This is a genomic window from Xylanimonas allomyrinae, assembly GCF_004135345.1.
GTDB classification, from domain to species: Bacteria; Actinomycetota; Actinomycetes; order Actinomycetales; family Cellulomonadaceae; genus Xylanimonas; species Xylanimonas allomyrinae.
In genome coordinates this window covers 2,069,863-2,088,579 of sequence record NZ_CP035495.1, presented here as the reverse complement: position 1 = coordinate 2,088,579, position 18,717 = coordinate 2,069,863, and the positions used below count along the sequence as shown (strand labels likewise).

General features: G+C 73.2%; 20 protein-coding genes. 7 read left to right on the top strand and 13 right to left on the bottom strand.

What is annotated here, in order from left to right; all coding sequences use genetic code 11:
- Positions 1-2 precede the first annotated feature (2 nt).
- The 4 genes from ET495_RS09480 to ET495_RS09465 all read right to left on the bottom strand — a co-directional run bounded on the left by ET495_RS09480 (position 3) and on the right by ET495_RS09465 (position 4,524).
- Positions 3-995 carry an ABC transporter permease gene (locus ET495_RS09480; RefSeq protein WP_245993004.1) on the bottom strand — a complete coding sequence of 331 codons (993 nt, stop codon included), beginning with the start codon at positions 993-995 and terminating at the stop codon, positions 3-5.
- Positions 992-1,840, bottom strand: a complete 849-nt coding sequence (locus tag ET495_RS09475) for an ABC transporter ATP-binding protein (RefSeq protein ID WP_129204538.1) — start codon at positions 1,838-1,840, stop codon at positions 992-994. The genes ET495_RS09480 and ET495_RS09475 overlap by 4 nt, the downstream gene beginning before the upstream one ends.
- Positions 1,837-2,730 (bottom strand): ABC transporter ATP-binding protein, encoded by an 894-nt coding sequence (locus tag ET495_RS09470; RefSeq protein ID WP_129204537.1) that lies wholly within the window; start codon positions 2,728-2,730, stop codon positions 1,837-1,839. The genes ET495_RS09475 and ET495_RS09470 overlap by 4 nt, the downstream gene beginning before the upstream one ends.
- A 114-nt stretch (positions 2,731-2,844) precedes the next feature.
- A complete protein-coding gene (locus ET495_RS09465) occupies positions 2,845-4,524 on the bottom strand; it encodes an ABC transporter substrate-binding protein (RefSeq protein ID WP_129204536.1) in 1,680 nt (559 codons plus the stop codon).
- Positions 4,525-4,708: 184 nt separating this feature from the next.
- Here ET495_RS09465 and ET495_RS09460 point away from each other — a divergent pair, with 184 nt between their 5' ends.
- A complete protein-coding gene (locus ET495_RS09460; protein ID WP_129204535.1) occupies positions 4,709-5,338 on the top strand; it encodes a TetR/AcrR family transcriptional regulator in 630 nt (209 codons plus the stop codon).
- A 49-nt stretch (positions 5,339-5,387) separates the two neighbouring features.
- Here the strand turns inward: ET495_RS09460 and ET495_RS09455 are convergent, their stop codons facing one another.
- From ET495_RS09455 to trhA, 4 genes are all read right to left on the bottom strand, one after another.
- Positions 5,388-6,818, bottom strand: a complete 1,431-nt coding sequence (locus ET495_RS09455; protein WP_129204534.1) for a class II fumarate hydratase — start codon at positions 6,816-6,818, stop codon at positions 5,388-5,390.
- 44 nt (positions 6,819-6,862) lie between these two features.
- A complete protein-coding gene (locus tag ET495_RS09450) occupies positions 6,863-7,555 on the bottom strand; it encodes a carbonic anhydrase (protein WP_129205966.1) in 693 nt (230 codons plus the stop codon).
- 53 nt (positions 7,556-7,608) lie between these two features.
- The gene (locus tag ET495_RS09445) at positions 7,609-7,866 is read right to left on the bottom strand and encodes an exodeoxyribonuclease VII small subunit (RefSeq protein ID WP_129204533.1); all 258 of its coding nucleotides are present in this window, start codon (positions 7,864-7,866) and stop codon (positions 7,609-7,611) included.
- Positions 7,867-7,932: 66 nt separating this feature from the next.
- Complete coding sequence (gene trhA / locus ET495_RS09440) at positions 7,933-8,691, bottom strand: PAQR family membrane homeostasis protein TrhA (RefSeq protein WP_129204532.1); 759 nt, start codon at positions 8,689-8,691, stop codon at positions 7,933-7,935.
- A 212-nt stretch (positions 8,692-8,903) separates the two neighbouring features.
- Here trhA and ET495_RS09435 point away from each other — a divergent pair, with 212 nt between their 5' ends.
- The 4 genes from ET495_RS09435 (at position 8,904) to ET495_RS09420 (ending at position 11,991) form a co-directional block, all read left to right on the top strand.
- Complete coding sequence (locus ET495_RS09435; protein WP_129204531.1) at positions 8,904-9,665, top strand: isoprenyl transferase; 762 nt, start codon at positions 8,904-8,906, stop codon at positions 9,663-9,665.
- Positions 9,662-10,162, top strand: coding sequence for a MarR family winged helix-turn-helix transcriptional regulator (locus ET495_RS09430; protein WP_129204530.1), 501 nt, complete (start codon positions 9,662-9,664; stop codon positions 10,160-10,162). The genes ET495_RS09435 and ET495_RS09430 overlap by 4 nt, the downstream gene beginning before the upstream one ends.
- A gap of 102 nt (positions 10,163-10,264) precedes the next feature.
- The gene (locus tag ET495_RS09425; protein WP_129204528.1) at positions 10,265-11,443 is read left to right on the top strand and encodes a glycerate kinase; all 1,179 of its coding nucleotides are present in this window, start codon (positions 10,265-10,267) and stop codon (positions 11,441-11,443) included.
- Between the two features lie 104 nt (positions 11,444-11,547).
- Complete coding sequence (locus ET495_RS09420; protein ID WP_129204526.1) at positions 11,548-11,991, top strand: transferase; 444 nt, start codon at positions 11,548-11,550, stop codon at positions 11,989-11,991.
- A gap of 88 nt (positions 11,992-12,079) precedes the next feature.
- Here ET495_RS09420 and ET495_RS09415 read toward each other — a convergent pair whose 3' ends face one another.
- On the bottom strand, positions 12,080-13,246 hold the full coding sequence (locus ET495_RS09415) for an AAA family ATPase (RefSeq protein WP_129204524.1): 1,167 nt from the start codon (positions 13,244-13,246) through the stop codon (positions 12,080-12,082).
- Between the two features lie 139 nt (positions 13,247-13,385).
- On the opposite strand from ET495_RS09415, the gene ET495_RS09410 reads away from it, so the two are divergent.
- Entirely contained in the window at positions 13,386-14,531 is a 1,146-nt protein-coding gene (locus ET495_RS09410; protein ID WP_129204522.1) for a ferrochelatase, read from the top strand.
- On the top strand, positions 14,528-15,295 hold the full coding sequence (gene hemQ / locus ET495_RS09405) for a hydrogen peroxide-dependent heme synthase (protein WP_129204520.1): 768 nt from the start codon (positions 14,528-14,530) through the stop codon (positions 15,293-15,295). Before ET495_RS09410 ends, hemQ begins: the two co-directional genes overlap by 4 nt.
- Positions 15,296-15,439: 144 nt before the next feature.
- Here hemQ and ET495_RS09400 read toward each other — a convergent pair whose 3' ends face one another.
- The 4 genes from ET495_RS09400 to ET495_RS09390 form a co-directional block, all read right to left on the bottom strand.
- Entirely contained in the window at positions 15,440-16,384 is a 945-nt protein-coding gene (locus ET495_RS09400) for a class I SAM-dependent methyltransferase (protein ID WP_129204518.1), read from the bottom strand.
- Entirely contained in the window at positions 16,381-16,545 is a 165-nt protein-coding gene (locus ET495_RS17645; protein WP_162616427.1) for a hypothetical protein, read from the bottom strand. Before ET495_RS17645 ends, ET495_RS09400 begins: the two co-directional genes overlap by 4 nt.
- Before the next feature lie 14 nt (positions 16,546-16,559).
- A complete protein-coding gene (locus ET495_RS09395) occupies positions 16,560-17,825 on the bottom strand; it encodes a Glu/Leu/Phe/Val family dehydrogenase (protein ID WP_129204516.1) in 1,266 nt (421 codons plus the stop codon).
- A 97-nt stretch (positions 17,826-17,922) separates the two neighbouring features.
- Positions 17,923-18,693, bottom strand: coding sequence for a helix-turn-helix domain-containing protein (locus ET495_RS09390; protein WP_129204514.1), 771 nt, complete (start codon positions 18,691-18,693; stop codon positions 17,923-17,925).
- Positions 18,694-18,717 lie beyond the last annotated feature (24 nt).

Genomic DNA, 18,717 nt, shown 5'->3' with positions numbered 1-18,717 from the left:
GGTCAGGCCTCCGTCTGGCGCGTGCGCGGGTCGAGGACGGCGTAGGCGACGTCGGCCAGGATGTTGGCGACGAGCACCGTCAGGGTGATGACGAGGAACAGACCCTGCATGAGCGGGTAGTCCTTGGCGTTGGTCGCGTCCAGGAGCAGCTTGCCGACGCCGGGGTAGGAGAACACGAGCTCCATGACCAGCGTGCCGCCGACGATGAAGCCGAGTGCCAGGGCGAAGCTCTGGACCTGCGGCAGCACCGCGTTGCGGGCCGCGTAGCGGGTCAGGACGCGGCGGGCGGGCAGGCCCTTGGCCTGTGCGACCGTCACGTAGTCCTCGTCGAGGATGGTGATCATCATGTTGCGCATGCCGAGGATCCACCCGCCCAGCGAGGCGAGCACGATCGTCAGCGCCGGCAGCGTGCCGTGCTTGATCACCTCGAGGATGAAGCCGACGTCCCACGAGGGGATCGAGCCGCGGCCGTAGGCGTGCGACGCGGGGAACCAGCCGAGGCCGGTGGCGAACACCGCGATCGCGATCAGGCCCATCCAGAAGTACGGGACGGTCGAGAAGAACGTCGAGATGGGCACCAGCACGTCGGCGCGCGACCCGCGGTTCCAGCCGACGAGCGAGCCGATCAGCGTGCCGATGCCGAAGCTGAGGATCGTCGCGATGCCGACGAGGCCGATGGTCCACGGCAGGGCCGAGGAGATGACCTCGGTCACCGGGGCGAGGCCGCGTGAGAGCGACCGGCCCAGGTCGCCCGAGACCATCAGGCCCCAGTAGTCGCCGTACTGCTGGAGCAGCGAGCGGTCGGAGTTCAGGCCGAACAGGATGCGCAGCGAGTCGGCCGCCTCGGGGCTGACCCGGCCCTGGTTGCGGGCGAGGTACGCCGAGATCGGGTCGCCCTTCATGAACCGGGGCAGGAAGAAGTTGATCGTGATGGCCGCCCACGCCGTGAACAGGTAGAAGGCGACGCGCCGCGCGAAGAAGCGCAAGGTGTTCATCGGGTGCCTCCCGCGGTGCCCGCGAAGTGCTTGTCGGGGTCGGGTGAGGCCTCCAGCAACGCTCTGGTGTAGTCGTTGCGCGGGTGCAGGATCACCTCGTCGGACGGCCCGCGCTCGACGACGCGCCCGTGGTGCAGCACCAGGATCTCGTCGGAGAAGTGCCGTGCCGTGGCCAGGTCGTGCGTGATGTACAGGACCCCGAGGTGGTGCGAACGCTGCAGGTCGGCGAGCAGGTTGAGCACCCCCAGGCGGATGGACACGTCGAGCATCGACACCGGCTCGTCGGCCACCAGCAGCGACGGGCGCGAAGCGATCGCGCGGGCGATCGCCACCCGCTGGCGCTGACCGCCGGACAGCTCGTGCGGGCGGCGGTCGATGGTCGCGCCCGGGTCCAGGCGCACCAGCTCCAGCAGCCGCACCACCTCGGCCTCGACCTCGGCCTTGGGCACGACGTGGTCGAGCAGCAACGGGCGCGCGAGGTGGTGGCGGATGTCGTGGTACGGGTTGAGCGAGGCGAACGGGTCCTGGAAGACCATGCGTACCTGCTGGCGGTAGGTGCGCAGCGCCTTGCCGTGCCGCGGGATCGGGGCGCCGTCCAGCAGCACCTGGCCCGACGTCGCGCGTTCGAGCTGCGTGATGATCTTCGCGATCGTCGACTTGCCCGACCCCGACTGCCCCACGAGCGCGACCGTGCGCCCCGAGGCGACGGTGACGTCGACGTCGTCGAGCGCGAGCATCGTGCCGCTGCCGCGCACGTGGTACTTCTTGGTGACGTTCCGCAGCTCCAGCGTGTGCTCGGGAGCGTCCGGGCGCTTCTCGGCGCCGGTGACGTCGTCGTGGCTCATGCCGCCCCCTCGCCCAGGGCCGTCTCGCTCGCCCGCAGGAACCCGCCGCGATCACCCGTCAGGCTCGGGAAAGAGCCCAGGAGCTTGCGCGTGTACTCGTGCTGCGCCCGGTGGTAGATCGCCGACGCCGTGTCGAGCTCGACGATGCGACCCTCCCGCATGATGGCGATGCGGTCGGAGATCTCCAGCAGCAGCGGCAGGTCGTGCGTGATGAAGACGACGGAGAAGCCGAACTCGCGGCGCAGGTCGGAGATCTGCAGGAGGATCTCGCGCTGCACCAGCACGTCCAGTGCCGTCGTCGGCTCGTCCATGACCATGAGCTGCGGGCGCAGGGCCAGGGCCATCGCGATCATGACGCGCTGGCGCATGCCGCCCGACAGCTCGTGCGGGTAGGAGCGCAGGCGCTCGCGGCGGACGCCGACGATGTCGAGGAGCTGCGCGCACTCGTCGCGGCGCTCGTCGCGGCTCATGTCGGGGCGGTGCGTCTCGAAGACGTCCGCGAGCTGCTTGCCGATCGACAGCACGGGGTTGAGCGCGTTCATCGCCCCCTGGAACACCATGGAGATCTTGTCCCAGCGGAAGCGCTGGAGCGACGTCTCGTCGAGGGCGAGCAGGTCGATGTCGGTGCCCGACTCGTCATGAAAGACGGCGGAGCCGGAGGTGATGACGGCCGGCGGCTTCAGCAGGCGCTGGATGCCGTAGGCCAGGGTCGTCTTGCCACAGCCGGACTCGCCGGCCAACCCGAGGATCTCGCCGCGCAACAGGTCGAGGCTCACGTCGATGACCGCCTCGACAGGCGGATCGACGTCGTACACCACGCTGAAGTCACGGACCGTGAGGACGTTCTCGCTGGTCACTGGGATCTTCCGTTCAGGGGACTTCCCGTACATGCCGGGACGCGGCGCGAGGCCGGGGCCGGCTGGCCCCGGCCTCGCTGGACTGCTGTCGCCCGCATCGGCGGGCGGGGGTCTGCGCGGGCGGGACACCGCCCGCGCAGACCGGGCTCAGCTCGCCGGCTTGAGCTTCGTGAGGATGAGCACCGACGTCGGCTGCGTCGGGTCCGCGTTGATGTACGGGTCGTCGTCGGACGGCCAGCCCACGTAGTTGCGGGTGTTGAACTGCGTGATGAACGGGCGTGAGGCGATCGGCATGACCGGCACCTCGTTGACGAAGATCCGCTGGGCGTCCGCCAGGGCGGCCGAGCGCTCGTCGTCGGACGTCGCGTTCGCGAAGGCGTCGAGCGCCGCCGTGGCCTCGGAGGAGTCGAAGCGGCCGAAGTTGTAGTCGGCTGCCTCGCCGATCGGCTTGAGCCAGCGGGCGTCCATCGTGTTGGAGTAGATGTCGTACGGGGTCATGCCCGTGTCGGTCCAGTGCAGGATCGCGTCGAACTCACCGTTGGACTTGTTGGCCCACCACGTGTCCGCGTCTGGTGTGGTCAGCGTGGCGGTGACGCCGAGCGCCTTGACGTCGTCGGCGATCAGCGAGATGCCGGTGACGTAGTCGGACCAGCCCTGCGGGACCGTGAGGTCGAAGGTGACCGGCTGGCCGCTGGGGTCGACCAGTGCGGTGCCGACGCCCGTGTACCCGGCGTCCTCGAGGAGCTTCTTGGCCCCGGCGACGTCGACCTTGAAGTCCTTGCCCTGGAACTCGTCGGAGATGAACGAGTTGCCGGCGGGGGTGGGCAGCCCTGTCACGGACGTGATCTCGGGGACGCCGCCCTCACGGGCGATCTGCTGGTACTTGTGGCGGTCGATGACCATGTTGACGGCCTGGCGGAAGGCGACGTCGTTGAACGGCTTCTTCGTGGTGTTGACGTACAGGCCGTCGAATGCGAGACCGGATGGCGCCCAGAAGACGTTGTGGTCGGGGTCGTGGTCGAGGAAGGCCTGCTGACGGTTGGGGATCCACGCCTGCGCCCAGTCGGCGTCGCCGTTGGCGAGGGCGGTGGCCAGGGCGGTGTTGTCGTTGTACGACACGTAGTACAACGTCGGCACGGCAAGGTCGCCGCCCCAGTAGTCGGTGCGCGCCTTGAGCTCGACGGACTGGGAGGTGAACTGCGTCAGCGTGTACGGGCCGGTGCCGACCAGGTCGAGCATGGGGTCGGTCGTGGGGTCGGAGAGCGTCTCGACGTAGTGCTTGGGGACGATCGCCCGGTGCAGCACCTTGTCCTGCTTGACGAACACCGAGTCGGTGAACGTGAGCGTGACCTTGTTGCCGTCCTCGGCGACGCTCTTGAGCGGCAGCGCGGCCGTGTTGAGCTCGGGGTGGTCGAGGATCATCTGGTACGTGTACGCGATGTCGTCGGCGGTGAAGGCCTCGCCGTCCGACCAGGTGACGCCGTCGCGGGCCGTGGCGGTGAGCTCGGTGAAGTCGTCGTTCCATGCCAGGTCGGACGCGAGCCAGGGCGTGACCGGGTCGGACGGCTTGATCAGGTTGACGATCCCCAGCGGCTCGAGGATCGCGTTGATGTAGCCCAGGCGCATGGCCGAGGCGTCGGCGACCCACGGGTTGTTGGACTCGGTGGTGATCGCGCCGTCCGGCTTCGCGATCGTGAGCGCCGCGCCGGCGGTGGCAGAGCCCCCGGTGTCGTCGCCTGACGCGTTGTCCCCGCCCCCGCCGCAGGCGGCCAGGAGAAGGGCGGCGGCGGCGGCTGTCGCCACCGCGGCCGTGATCTTCGACCTCATGTCAACTCCTCATCGAGATGTGCGCGACACCCGGGCTGGGTGTCCCTCGGCGTCGAGGGGCGCGTTGTGTTGAGGTTACAGTCCAGTTAGTAAGTTGCTCAACGCGAGTGCGGGACAATGTCAGTCACAGTTCGGCAACGGTGCCGTGAGAACTGCCGGGAAGCCGGCGGAGGGAAGTGGACGGATGGGACCCAGCAAGCCAGAGCGCCGGTCACGGCCCGAGACGCTCGCGCGCCGCGAGGAGATCCTCCGGGCGGCGATGGTGACCTTCGGGGCCAAGGGCTACAACAAGGGCCCGCTCACCGAGATCGCCGAACAGGTGGGCATGACCCACGCGGGCATCCTGCACCACTTCGGCTCGAAGAACGCGCTGCTACTCGAGGTGCTCCAGTACCGCGACGACACCGACGTGGCCGAGCTGCCCGAGCACCACATCCCCGATGGCATCGAGCTGTTCCGGCACCTCGTGCGTACGGCGTTCCTCAACGCCCAGCGGGCAGGCATCGTCCAGGCGTACGCCGTGCTCTCGGCCGAGTCGGTCACCGACGACCACCCCGCGCGCCCGTTCTTCGAGAAGCGGTACACGACGCTGCGCGCCGAGGTGGGCCACGCGTTCCGCGCCGTCTGCGAGGAGGCCGGGATCGCGGAGCCCGACACCATCGACAAGGCCGCGGCCTCGATCCTCGCCGTCATGGACGGCCTGCAGATCCAGTGGCTGCTCGACCCGGCGGCCGTCGAGCTGGCCGAGGCGAGCACGTTCGCGATCGAGGCCATCGTCGCGCAGGTGCTCACCCCGCGAGACACGCCTCTGTGACGACGGGCCGGGCCCCCACGGGGGAGCCCGGCCCGCGACGACCCGCGCCTCAGCCCTGCGGCGGGCGCGTCATCGACAGCACGTCGAGCGCCTCGTCGAGCTGTGCCTCGGTGACCTCGCCGCGCTCCACGAACCCGAGCGCGATCACGGCCTCACGCACGGTGATGCCCGCCTTGACGGAGTGCTTGGCAACCTTCGCCGCGGCCTCGTAGCCGATCACGCGGTTGAGCGGCGTGACGATCGACGGCGACGACTCGGCGAACGCGCGCGCCTTGGCCGCGTTCGCGGTGATGCCCGCGACCGTCTTGTCGGCGAGCACGCGGCTGGCGTTGGCCAGCAGGCGGATCGACTCGAGCACGCCCTGCGCGATCACGGGGATCTGCACGTTGAGCTCGAACGCGCCGCTCGCCCCCGCCCAGGCCACGGTGGCGTCGTTGCCGACCACGCGCGCGCACACCATGAGCACGGCCTCGGGGACCACGGGGTTGACCTTGCCGGGCATGATCGAGCTGCCCGGCTGGAGGTCCGGGATGAAGATCTCGCCGAGGCCCGTGTTGGGGCCCGAGCCCATCCAGCGCAGGTCGTTGCAGATCTTGGTGAGGCTCACCGCGATGGTCCGCAGCGACCCCGACAGCTCGACCAGGCCGTCGCGAGCGGACTGCGCCTCGAAGTGGTCGCGTGCCTCCGTCAGCGGCAGGCCCGTGTCCTCGCGCAGCAGCGCGATGACGCGCTGCGGGAAGCCGGCCGGGGTGTTGATGCCCGTCCCGACGGCGGTCCCGCCGAGCGGCACCTCGGCCGCGCGCGGCAGCGCGGACTGCAGGCGCTCGACGCCGTAGCGCACGGCCGCGGCGTAGCCGCCGAACTCCTGGCCCAGCGTCACGGGGGTGGCGTCCATGAGGTGCGTGCGCCCCGACTTGACGACGGTCGCGAACTCCTCGGACTTGGCGGCGAGCGCACCCGCGAGGTGGGTCAGCGCGGGCACCAGGTCGTGGACGACGCCCGACGTCGCCGCCACGTGGACGGACGTCGGGAACACGTCGTTGGACGACTGCGAGGCGTTGACGTGGTCGTTCGGGTGGACGTCGCGTCCGAGGCTGCGCGTGGCCAGGGTCGCCAGCACCTCGTTGGTGTTCATGTTCGACGACGTGCCCGAGCCGGTCTGGTACACGTCGACCGGGAAGTCGCCGTCGTGCGCGCCGCTCGCGACCGCGTCCGCGGCGGCCACGATCGCGTCGGCGACGTCCTGCGGCAGCACGCCCAGCTCGGCGTTGGCGCGCGCGGCGGCCTTCTTGATGCGGGCCAGGGCCTCGATGTGCGCCCTCTCCAGGGGGGTGCCCGAGATGGGGAAGTTCTCGACCGCGCGCTGCGTCTGCGCGCGGTACAGCGCCCGGGCGGGCACGCGGACCTCTCCCATGGTGTCGTGCTCGATGCGGTAGGCGATCTCGTCGGCGTCGGCGTCGACGGCGGTGTCGGAAGTCATGTTCCTATCGTGCCCCACGCCGTCGGGTGCTCCGCAACGCCGGTTCACGCGCCCTGCGCCTGCGGTTGCTCGCCGACGTCGCCCGCGACCTCGACCAGGCGGGCGCTGCCCTCGGCCAGGTCGTACTCGACGCCCACGATCGCGAGGGTGCCCTTCTCGACCCGCTCGCGCAGCGCCGCCGAGTAGCCGCGGAGCATCTCGACCGTGTGGCGTACGTGCTCGGTGCGCAGCGCGTCCGGGTCGAAGAGCGCGCCGCCGCCGCCGGACTTGGCGCGCGCCGTGATGCCGGCGACCGACGGGATGACGCGGTCGACCACCGCGCGCACGAAGCCGGGCGGCTGCTCGCCCGTCGACAGCGTGTGCGCCGTCGCCGCGATCGCCCCGCACGAGTCGTGCCCGAGCACCACCACGAGCGAGGCCCCCAGCAGCTCGGTGCCGTACTCGATCGAGCCGATCACCGTCGTGTCGAGCACGTGACCGGCCGTGCGGACGACGAACACGTCGCCCAGGCCCTGGTCGAAGATGAGCTCGGCGGCCACGCGCGAGTCCGAGCAGCCGAAGATCACGGTGTGCGGGTGCTGCGACGCCCGCAGCTCGCGGCGCCGGTCGACGCTCTGCGACGGGTGCTGCGGTTCACCACGCACGAACCGGTCGTTGCCGGCGCGCAACGCCGCCCAGGAGTCCGCGGGCGTACGCGTCGCCGGGACCTTGGGCGACGGGTCCGCCGGGGCCGGGATGGTCGGGATCGCGGCCGTGCCGCCGTCGGGCGGCGTGGGGCGACCGGGCCGGCTCACGCCTCGTCCTCGGCCTGCCGCTGGGCCACGCCCCCCGACGCCGTCGCGAGGCGCTCGCGGGCGCCGTCGAGCCACTGCTGGCAGCGGGCCGCGAGGGCCTCGCCGCGCTCCCAGAGCGCGAGCGACACCTCGAGCGGCTCGCCGCCCGCCTCGAGGCGCTGCACGACGGCGACCAGCTCGTCGCGGGCCTGCTCGTAGCCGAGGCCGGCCGGGTCGGGAAGGGCGGACAGATCAGGTGCGGGGCTGCTGCTCACGACACCTAGTCAACCTCACGCCCCTGACAGGCCCGGCGCCGTCTCGCGCGCGGGGGGCGAGCCGGGTCAGCGGGCCGCGATCGCGGCCATGAAGATCGCGATCGTGTGGCAGGTGAAGCCGGCCACCGTCAGGGCGTGGAAGATCTCGTGGAAGCCGAACCAGCGCGGGGACGGGTTGGGGAACTTGGTGCCGTAGATGACCGCGCCGAGCGTGTAGGCGATGCCGCCGGCGATGATGAGCCAGACGACGGCGGGGCCGCCGCTGGCCCAGAACTGGCCCATGTACGCGACGGCGACCCAGCCCAGCGCCACGTAGACGGGCACGTAGACCCAGCGCGGGGCGCTCATCCAGAAGACGCGCGCGAGCAGCCCCACCGCGGAGCCGCCCCAGACGAGCGCCAGCAGGACCGTCGCCGTGCGGCTCGGCAGCAGCAGCACCGCGAGCGGGGTGTAGGTGCCCGCGATGATGAGGAAGATGTTCGAGTGGTCCATGCGGCGCAGGACGGCCGCGACCTTGGTCGACCAGGTGCCGCGGTGGTAGACGGCGCTGGTGCCGAACAGGGACAGGGACGTCACCATGAACACGGTCGCGGCGACACGCCCCGCGACAGGCGGCGACAGCACGACGAGCACGATGCCGGCGGCGAGCGCGAGCGGCGCCGTCACGGCGTGGATCCATCCGCGCAGCCTCGGCTTGACGTGTGCGACGGCGGTGCTGACCGACGTCCCGACGGTCTGGACCGTCTGGGAGACGGCGTTGCGCGCGACGTCGAGCGGGTCGGGGACGACGTCCTGCCCGGCGCGGGGGTCGGCGTGTGCTGCCACGGGGGCCTCCTGGGAGTCGTTGGCGGGTGGTGAGCGGGTCGTGTGCGTCGGCGTGATGAAACCTACGCTTCCGTAGGTTACGCCAGCGTAGCCTGACGCGCCGCGTCGTCCACGGGGTCGGCGCGTGCGCGGTTGGTGAAGATCCCCGAGCACCTGCGGCCGGTTGCCCGCGACAGGCGGGCGGTCGCGGTGCAGGCCGGTACCGTTGGCCTGTGCGACTGCCCCACGTGCTCTACCGGCTGTACGAGCGGCGCCTGGCCGCCGGCCTCACCCCCGACCGCGCGCCGCGGCACGTGGGCGTCATCCTCGACGGCAACCGGCGCTGGGCGAAGTCGTTCGGCGAGACCGCGGCCACGGGGCACCGTCGCGGAGCCGACAAGATCGCGGAGTTCCTGGGCTGGGCCGAGGACCTGGGCATCGAGGTCGTCACCCTGTGGATGCTGTCGACCGACAACCTCGGCCGGTCGGCCGGCGAGCTGGGCGACCTGCTCGACATCATCGAGGACGCCGTGCGCGGGCTGGCCGACTCCGGACGGTGGCGCGTGCGCGTCGTCGGCCGCCTCGACCTGCTGCCCGAGCGTCTCGCCGCGGCCCTGCGCGAGGCCTCCGAACGCACCGCCGCCGTCGACGGCCTGCACGTCAACGTCGCCATCGGCTACGGCGGCCGCTACGAGATCGCCGACGCCGTCCGCGCCTACCTGCGCCTGCAGGCCGACGCCGGGGCCACGCTCGCGGACCTCGCCGACCGCATCGACGTCGACGACATCGCCGAGCACCTCTACACGGCGGGCCAGCCCGACCCCGAGCTCGTCATCCGCACCTCGGGCGAGCAGCGCATCGGCGGGTTCCTCATGTGGCAGTCGGCCCACTCCGAGCTGTACTTCTGCGAGGCGTACTGGCCCGACTTCCGGCGCGTGGACTTCCTGCGTGCGCTGCGCGACTTCTCGCGGCGGGAACGGAGGCTCGGGCGGTGAGCTCCGCCGCCGGCCCGCCCGCCGACGGCCCGCCGCCGACCGAGCGCGAGCGCCGCGCGGCCGCGACCTGGCAGGCGCTCTTCCGGACGCAGGCGCTGCTGCTGCGCCGCCTGCAGCACGACCCGATCTGGGACGAGGTCTCGCTGCGCGAGTACGACGTCCTGTTCGTGCTCACCGCGGCAGGGGGCGGCCTGCGCCTGCGCGAGCTCACCGGGCAGCTCTACCTGGTGCAGTCCTCGGTCTCACGCCTCGTCGAGCGCATGGAGGCCCGCGGCCTGGTCGCCCGCTCCGTGCCGCCCGACGACGCGCGCGGCACGCTCGTGACGATCACCGACGCGGGACGCGCCGTCCAGCGCGACGTCGGCGCCCGGCACGTGCAGGCCATGGGCAGGTACGTGGGCGACGCGCTCGACGACGACGAGCAGCGGACCCTGCGCGCCCTGCTCGACACGCTCACCAAGGCCCAGCGACACATCCCCGACGTCGTGCGCGACTGAGCGGCACGCTCCCCGCGTCTGCGCCCCCACGAGCCCGCGCCGCCGCGCAGATCCGGCCCGCACCAGAACGGCGTGCGCCCGGGTGCCGCTATCGTCGGCGGCGTGACCGGCACCCCGCAGGACCCTGCCCATACCCGCCCGCACGTCGTCATCGCCCCCGACTCCTTCAAGGGGACGCTCGGGGCGGTCGAGGTGGCCAAGGCCATCGCCGACGGCGTGCTCGCGGCCGTCCCGCACGCACGCGTCACGTGCCTGCCGATGGCCGACGGAGGCGAGGGATCGCTCATCGCGCTCGCCTCCGCATGGGGCGTGCGGCGGCACGAGCTCGACACGATCGACGCGCTCGGGCGCCCGACGACGGCACACTGGGCCACGTCCCCGGACGGCCGGACCGGCGTCGTCGAGCTCGCCTCCGCGTCGGGGCTGCCCGGGGTCGCCGACACCGCACCCCGGCCGCTGCACGCGCACACACGCGGCACGGGCGAGGTCGCGGCCGCCGTGCTCTCGGCCGGTGTCGAGGAGGTGCTGGTGTGCCTCGGAGGGTCGGCGTCGACCGACGGCGGCGCGGGACTGCTGTCCGGGCTCGGCGCCCGCATGCTCGACGTCGACGGCGTCGAGGTTCCCGACGGCGGCGAAGGCCTGGCGCGCGTGGCCTCGCTCGACCTGTCGGGGCTGCACCCGCGAGCGCGCGAGGTCCGCTGGCGTGTCGCCGTCGACGTCACGAACTCGCTGACGGGAGAGCACGGCGCCGCCGCGGTGTTCGGGCCGCAGAAGGGCGCGAGCCCAGGCGACGTCGCGTTCCTCGACGAGGCGCTCGCGCGCTGGGCGGGCGTGCTGGAGCGCGAGACGGGACGCGCCGTGCGGTCGCTGCCCGGCGCGGGGGCCGCGGGCGGCGTGCCGGCCGCGCTCGTCGCGGTGCTCGGGGCGTCGGTCGAGCGCGGGGCCGACCTGGTCGCCGAGGTGGTCGGTCTTCCCGCGGCGCTCGCGGACGCCGACCTGGTCATCACCGGTGAGGGGTCGTTCGACTCGCAGTCGTCGCGCGGCAAGGCGCCCGACGGCGTCGCGCGTGCGGCGGCCGCGTCCCCGGCGCGCCCGCCCGTCGTCGTGATCGCGGGGCAGGTGCTGCTGCCGTCGGTGCAGTCGAGGGCGTCCGGGATCCGGGCGGCGTTCTCGATCGCGCCCGGGCCGGTGAGCTTCGAGGAGCTCGTGGACAGCACGCCTCAGCGGCTGCGCGAGGTTGCGGCATCGGTCGCGGCGCTGACGCTGCTGCGCGAGGTCTGACCTCGCGGGAATACCCCGGGGGGAGATTGCGCTGACTTTCACAGGTCCGCCGAGGCCCGCGTGTCGGGTGGTCCGGCGCCCTACGGCCCTGAGTGGAGGTCAGCATGTCCGGCCGCAGCACCACGCGCGTCGCCTTCGAGGAGGACGGGCGCAACGTCGTCTACCGGCGTCACCGCAACGGAGGTGGTCTGGTGTCCCCGGACGCGTCCGTGGACGCGACGGCGTTCGTCGCGCGCGACGCCTGGGTGGAGGCCGGCGCCTCCGTCGGTCCCGGCTCGTCGATCGGGTCCGGCTCGTGGATCGACGAGGGCGCGCGCCTCGGACACGACGTCGTCGTCGGGCACAACGTCCACGTGGGGCCCGGCGCCGAGGTGGGCGACCGCGCCCACCTCGAGAACGGCGTGCGCCTAGGGGCCGGCGTGCGCGTCGAGCCACGCACCCGCGTGGCCGGAGACGAGAGCGTCCTGCCCGGCTCCGTCGTCGCGCGCGCGGCGATCCGGCCGCGTCGCCTGCGCCCGGCGGACTCCGCCCGCCGCCTGTCGGCGTGACACCGGCCCGCCGGTCGGCGTGACGGCGGCCCGCCTGTCGGCGTGACACCGGTGCGACGACGGCCCGACGCCGGTACGGGCACGGTCGTCAGCGGGACGGCCACGACCAGCGCGGCTGGTCCAGCGGACCCTCGCGGCCCGCGATCTGCGTCTCCCCGAAGTCCTTGACCAGCTCGACCCGCGCGATGCCGTCCCCGGTGCCGATCGCGGCCACGAGACGCGCCGAGTGCGTCACGACCACGACCTGGGTTCGCCCGGCCGCCTCGCGCACGAGCTCCCCGAGCGCCGGCAGCAGGTCGGGGTGCAGGCTCGTCTCGGGTTCGTTGAGCACCAGCAGCTCGGGCGGGCGCGGCGTCAGCAGAGCCGCCACCCACAGCAGGTAGCGCAACGTGCCGTCGGACAGCTCGGCCGCGGTGAGCGGGCGCAGCAGCCCGTGCTGGTGCAGCCGCACCTCGAACTGTCCGTCGCGCGCGTCGACCTCCAGCCGCGAGCCGGGGAACGCGCGCGACACCGCTCGGTCGAGGGCGGGCCCCTGCCCCAGGTCGGCGATGGTCGCCAGGGCCGCCGCCAGGTCTGCGCCGTCGGGTCCCAGCACGGGGGTGCGCGTGCCGATCTGCGGGCGTCGTGCGGGGGCCTCGGCATCGGTGCGGAGCTGGTCGTAGAAGCGCCAGCCGCGCAGGCGTTCGCGCACGTCGAGCAGCTCGGGCGCGCCGGCCGCGTCCACGACCTCGGTGAGCATCGACTCGAAGCTGCGCAGGCGGCCGGGTCGCTGCCGCCAGGCGCCGTCGTCGTCGCGCACGCGGACGCTGGGCCCGCGGCGCTGCGCGGCGAGCGTCGTCGGGCGGGGGAGCGGGCCCGACCAGACGGCCTCCACCTTGATCTCGGGATCGTGCTGGAAGGCGCCCGCGGGAGGGGGCGGCAGCCCCAGGTCGACGGCGTAGCCGAGGTCGTCGGACGCGAACCCCAGCCGCAGCGCGACCGGTCCCGCACGGGTCGTGCCCTGGACCGGGTGCTCGCCCGCGCGCACCGCGCGCCCGATGACCGCGGGCCCGGCCCAGAGCGTCGAGGCGAGCCCGCCCTCGCGTGCGACCGCGCCGACGACTCCGCCCAGCGCACACTCGGCCAGCAGCCGCAGCGACCGGTACAGCGACGACTTGCCGACGCCGTTGGCTCCGGTGACCACGGTCAGCCGGTCGAGCCCGAGCACGAGGCTGCGGATCGACCGGTACCCGTCGACGGCGAGGGTGCGGATCACGCCGGGCTCCGGTGGCTCATACGGCCACGGTAGGGCTGACCACCGACAACGCGAGTCCTGACGCGACGTCCCAACAACGTCACATCTCGGCGGGCCGCTCGTGCCCGAAACGTCCCGGCGGTGGTGGGAGGATGCCGCCATGCCTTCGACCTCCCCGGAACTCGGCGTGCTCCCCTACGACGCCCTGCTGCTGTACTCGTTCGGCGGGCCCGACAAGCCCGAGGACGTCGTACCGTTCCTCCGCAACGTCACCGCGGGCAAGGGGATCCCCGACTCGCGGCTCGAGGCCGTCGGCGAGCACTACTACGCGTTCGGCGGCAAGAGCCCCATCAACGAGCAGAACCTCGCGCTCAAGGGCGCTCTCGAGAAGGAGCTCGCCGAGCGCGGCCTCGACCTGCCGGTCGTGTGGGGCAACCGCAACTGGGCGCCGTACACGACCGACGCGATCGACGAGCTCGAGGCGATGGGCGCCAAGCGCGCCGTGGCCCTGGTGACCAGCGCGTACTCGTCCTACAGCGGGTGCCGCCAGTACCGCGAGGATCTCGCCACGGTGCTCGACCGGCGCGGCCAGCTCGGCCCCGACGGCTCGACGGGCGTGCAGTTCGACAAGATCCGCTCCTACTTCAACACCCCGGGGTTCGTGCAGGGCAACGCCGACGCCGTCGTCGAGGCGTTCACCCGGCTCGGGGACGACGGCGGCGATCCCGCCGTGGCCCGCCTCGTCTTCGTCACGCACTCCGTCCCGGCGACCATGGAGGCGGCCTCGGGCGTCGGTCACGCGACCTACCGCGAGCAGCACCTCGACATCTGCGCGCTCGTCGCGCAGGACGTCTCCGCACGCGTGGGCCGAACCGTCGAGTGGGACCTCGCGTACTGCTCGCGCTCCGGCCCGCCCCACCAGCCGTGGCTCGACCCCGACGTCAACGACCACCTCGGCGTGCTCGCCGCGGACGGCGTGCGCGACGTCGTGCTCGCGCCCGTCGGGTTCGTCTCCGACCACATGGAGGTCGCCTACGACCTCGACACCGAGGCCCTGGCGACGGCCCGCGAGCTCGGCATGGCCGCCGTGCGCGCCGGGACCGTCGGCACGCGACCGGAGTTCGTCCGTCAGCTCGTCGACCTCGTGCTCGAGCGTGCCGCGCTCGCGCGCGGCGAGGACGTCGAGCAGGCCGCCGTGGGATCGTTCCCCGCATTCCCGTCCGTCACGCCGCCCGACTGCTGCCTGCGTGTGCACGAGCAGCCCAGCGGCATTCCCGCACTCTGCAGTGAGGACATGCACCGATGACCGATTTGACGCACATCCACGGCGACACCGGCGAGGCCGTCGACACCGCCGCGATCAACGAGTCCATCCGCTACGCGATCATCGCGACCTTCGCGACGACGCAGCCCCTGCCCGGCGACGACGCCGAGCGGGCCGCGCTCGTCCGGGCCGCCGAGGACGCGCTGTGGAACGGCCAGCCCGAGGCCGCGCGCGACGCTGCGCGCGCCGACGGCGACGTCGTCGTGCGCGGCGTGTACGACGTCGCGGGCCTGCGCGCGGACGCCGACCTGATGATCTGGGTCCACGGGCCGTCGGTCGAGGCCGTCCAGGGCGCCTACCACCGCCTGCGCGCGTCGGACCTGGGCGCCGCGCTCGAGCCCGTGTGGTCCGTGGTCGCGCTGCACCGTGCCGCCGAGTTCAACAAGGGTCACGTGCCGGCGTTCCTCGCGGGCGAGGCGCCGCGCGGCTACCTGTGCGTCTACCCGTTCGTGCGCTCGTACGACTGGTACCTGCTGCCCGAGAGCGAGCGCCGTGTCATGCTGCGCGACCACGGCCTGGCCGCCGCCGGCTACGCCGACGTGCGCGCCAACACCATGAGCACCTTCGCGCTCTCGGACTACGAGTGGCTGCTCGCGTTCGAGGCCGACGAGCTGCACCGCATCGTCGACCTCATGCGCGACCTGCGCGCCACCGAGGCCCGGCGCCACGTGCGCGAGGAGGTCCCGTTCTTCACGGGCCCGCGCGTGACGCTCGCCGCGTGGGCGGCCGCTCAGCCGCTCGCCTGACCGGCGCTCCTGGCGGCGTTCGCGTCCGAAGGACACCGCCAGGGGCCGCCGCGCCGGACGTCGCCGCGACGACGTCCGGCGTGCCCAGCCGTGCGGTGCCCAGCCGTGCGGTGCTCACACGTGCGGTGCTCACTCGTGCGGTGCTCACACGGGCCGTGCCCGGGTGGCCGTGACGACGATCGCCGCCGACTCCTCGTCACGCGTCACCCGCCGGCGCAGGCCCGCCGCCGCGAGCAGTCGTGCGGTCTCGGCGATCTGGCCGTCGTCGCCGAGCTCGAACAGCAGCGCGCCCGACGACGCCAGCCAGCGGGGGGCCAGGGCGATGACCCGCCGGAGGATGTCGAGCCCGTCGGCGCCGCCGTCGAGCGCGTGCGACGGCTCGTGCTCGCGCGCCTCGGGCGCGAGCAGCGAGATCGCCGCCGTCGGCACGTAGGGGGCGTGGCACACGAGCACGTCGACGGCGCCGCGCAGCGCCGGGGGCAAAGGGGCGTCCAGGTCTCCCGTGCGGACGACGCCGCCGAGCGGGGCGAGGTTGCGCGCGGCGCACGCGGTCGCCACCGGGTCGAGGTCGACGGCGTGCAGCACGACGTCGCCGCCGTCGTCGCGCCACGCGGACGCGACGGCTCCGCCGAGCGCGCCGCTGCCGCAGCACAGGTCGACGACGACGAGCGGGCGGGCCCGCTCCGGGGCAGCGCTGCCCGTGTGGGCGCAGGCGCTCCCGGCGGCACGGCCGTGCGCGGCGTCGACCCCGGACCGGGCGGCTCGCAGCGCCTCGGCGACCAGGTGCTGCGAGCGCTGGCGCGGCACGAACACCCCGGGCGCCACCGCCCATCGCCGGCCGGCGAAGGCGACCCACCCGAGCACGTGCTCGAGCGGCTCGCCCGCGACCCGCCGTGCGACGAGGCGCTCGAGGCGCACCGGCCACGGCGGTTCAGCCGGACCCGCCGGCACCCCCTGGGTTGGCACCCCCTGGGCCGGCACCCCCTGGGCCGGGGCACCGGCCGCCTCCAGCAGCAGCGCCGCCTCCTCCTCCGCGAACACGCATCCCGCTGCCCGCAGCCGGGCGACGAGCCGGGCGGGGTCGCTCACGCGGGCACCGCCGCGACGTGCTCGACGGCGGCGAGCCGTTCGTGGCAGGGGTGCGGCAGCGCACGCCGGAGTGCACACCGCGGCGACCCGCGGAGGCCCGCCACGTGCGCCTCGACCGGCTCCCGGTCGCCGCGCAGCAGGGCGGCGTGCTCGCGGATCACCTCGCGATCGGAGGTCAGGGGTACAGGCCGCGGATCTTGTGCGCCTCCGCGACCCGCTGGACGCCGATGGCGAGCGCGGCGTCGCGCAGCGACAGCTCCTCGCGCCGCGCGAGCCCGGTGACGGCGTCGTACGCGGTGACCATGCGGTGCTCGAGCTTCTCCGCGATCTCGCGCTCCGTCCACCAGTACGCCTGGTTGGCCTGGACCCACTCGAAGTACGAGACGACGACGCCGCCCGCGTTGGCGAGCACGTCGGGCACGACGACGACGCCGTTGCGCGCGAGGACGGCGTCGCCCTCGGTCGTGGTGGGGCCGTTGGCGCCCTCGACGACGATGCGGGCGCGCACGTCGTGGGCCGTCTCCTCGTCGATGACGCCCTGGGTCGCCGCGGGCACGAGCACGTCGACGTCGAGCCGCAGCAGGTCCGCGTTCGTGATCGGGTCGGCGCCGTCGAACCCGGCGACCGTGCCGGTCGCGGCGACGTGCTCGGTCAGCCGTGGCACGTCGATCCCGTCGTCGGCGCGCACGGCGCCGTCGACGTCGGAGACGGCGACGATGCGCGCGCCGCGCCGCGCGAAGATCTGCGCGGCGTGCGCGCCGACCTTGCCGAAGCCCTGGATCGCGACGGTGCGCCCCTCGAGCGCCTCACCGGCGGTGCGCAGCGCCGCCTCGGTGACGTGGACCAGGCCGGCGCTCGTGGCGGTGTTGCGCCCCAGGGAGCCGCCGACGGCGACGGGCTTGCCCGTGACGACGGCGGGGATGGTGTACCCGCGGTTGACCGAGTAGGTGTCCATGACCCAGGCCATGGTCTGCTCGTCGGTGCCGACGTCAGGGGCCATGATGTCGGTGTCGGGGCCGATCAGCGGCATGATCTCGGAGGTGTAGCGCCGCGTCACGCGTTCGAGCTCGGAGCTCGAGTGCTCGCGGGGGTCGATCGCCACGCCGCCCTTGGCGCCGCCGTAGGGCAGGTCGGCGATGGCGCACTTCCACGTCATCCACATGGCGAGAGCGCGCACCTCCTCGATGTCGACCGAGGGGTGGTAGCGCAGGCCGCCCTTGCCGGGGCCTCGCGAGACGTTGTGCTGCACGCGGAAGCCGTGGAAGAGGCGCACCTCGCCCGTGTCCATGCGCAACGGCACGGAGACGTGGACCTCGCGGCGTGGCGTGGCGAGGTTGGCGTGCAGCCCGTCGTCGTACCCGAGATGCCGGACGGCAGCGGCGAGCTGGGCGTGAGCGGTGGCCAGGGGGGTCTGGGTGTGGGTTTCGGACGTCGTCGTCACCCTCCCAACCTAGCGAGGCTCGCCCCACGCTGTCGCCTGTCAGGGCCGGGAAGTGCCGCAGGCGTCGGCAACTGAGCCTTCGCCGACCGTCCTCGGCTCAGCGGCGCCGCGCCCGGCGCCGGAACGACGACGGTGTCTCGCCCGTGAGACGGGCGAACTGGCGGGTGAACGACGGCTGGTCGTAGAAGCCGACCGCGGCCGCGACCTGCGCGAGCGGCGTCGTCGTCTCCGCGAGCAGGTGCGCCGCACGGTCGGTCCGTGCGCGCAGCACGAGCTGGCGCGGCGACAGCCCGAACACGCGCCGCACCCGCCGGTCGAGCGCCTGCTCGCCGCACCCCGCCAGGGCGGCCAGCGCGGCGACCGTCAGCGGCGCCGACGGCGTCGCGTCCAGGTGGGCCGACACCCCGGCGACGAGCCGTGAGATCGCCTCCATGGTCGCGTCGTCGGCGTCCTGCGAGCGCAGGTCCTGGGAGATCGAGACGAGGCCGACGACGCCGCCGTCGTCGGCCCGCACAGCGAGCTTCGACGTCAGGAACCAGCCGGGCGCACCGCCCGGGCGCCGGATCAGCTCGAGCTCGCCGCGCAGCGGGCGACCCGTGCCCAGCACGTACGAGTCCTGCTTCTCGTACCGTTCGGCGAGGTCGGGCACGAACAGGTCGGCGGCACGCCGGCCGACGACGTCGCGCCGCGAGCGGGCGTGCGCGCGGTGCACGAAGACCTCGTTGACGAGCACGTACCGGCCCGAGGTGTCCTTGGCGCAGAACATGACGGCCGCCAGCTCGTCCATGAGCGCGACCATGGCCGGGGAGAGCGCAGCCAGCAGCGCCTCGCCCTCCGGCCAGGTCGCCTTGTCGTTTTCACGCGTCATCGCGGGACGTACGGTACAAGACAC

Coding starts and splice junctions, on each gene's coding strand:
- ET495_RS09480 (WP_245993004.1), bottom strand. CDS start 995: ATGAACACCTTGCGCTTCTTCGCGCGGCGCGTCGCCTTCTACCTGTTC.
- ET495_RS09475 (WP_129204538.1), bottom strand. CDS start 1,840: ATGAGCCACGACGACGTCACCGGCGCCGAGAAGCGCCCGGACGCTCCC.
- ET495_RS09470 (WP_129204537.1), bottom strand. CDS start 2,730: ATGTACGGGAAGTCCCCTGAACGGAAGATCCCAGTGACCAGCGAGAAC.
- ET495_RS09465 (WP_129204536.1), bottom strand. CDS start 4,524: ATGAGGTCGAAGATCACGGCCGCGGTGGCGACAGCCGCCGCCGCCGCC.
- ET495_RS09460 (WP_129204535.1), top strand. CDS start 4,709: ATGGGACCCAGCAAGCCAGAGCGCCGGTCACGGCCCGAGACGCTCGCG.
- ET495_RS09455 (WP_129204534.1), bottom strand. CDS start 6,818: ATGACTTCCGACACCGCCGTCGACGCCGACGCCGACGAGATCGCCTAC.
- ET495_RS09420 (WP_129204526.1), top strand. CDS start 11,548: ATGTCCGGCCGCAGCACCACGCGCGTCGCCTTCGAGGAGGACGGGCGC.
- ET495_RS09410 (WP_129204522.1), top strand. CDS start 13,386: ATGCCTTCGACCTCCCCGGAACTCGGCGTGCTCCCCTACGACGCCCTG.
- hemQ (WP_129204520.1), top strand. CDS start 14,528: ATGACCGATTTGACGCACATCCACGGCGACACCGGCGAGGCCGTCGAC.
- ET495_RS09390 (WP_129204514.1), bottom strand. CDS start 18,693: ATGACGCGTGAAAACGACAAGGCGACCTGGCCGGAGGGCGAGGCGCTG.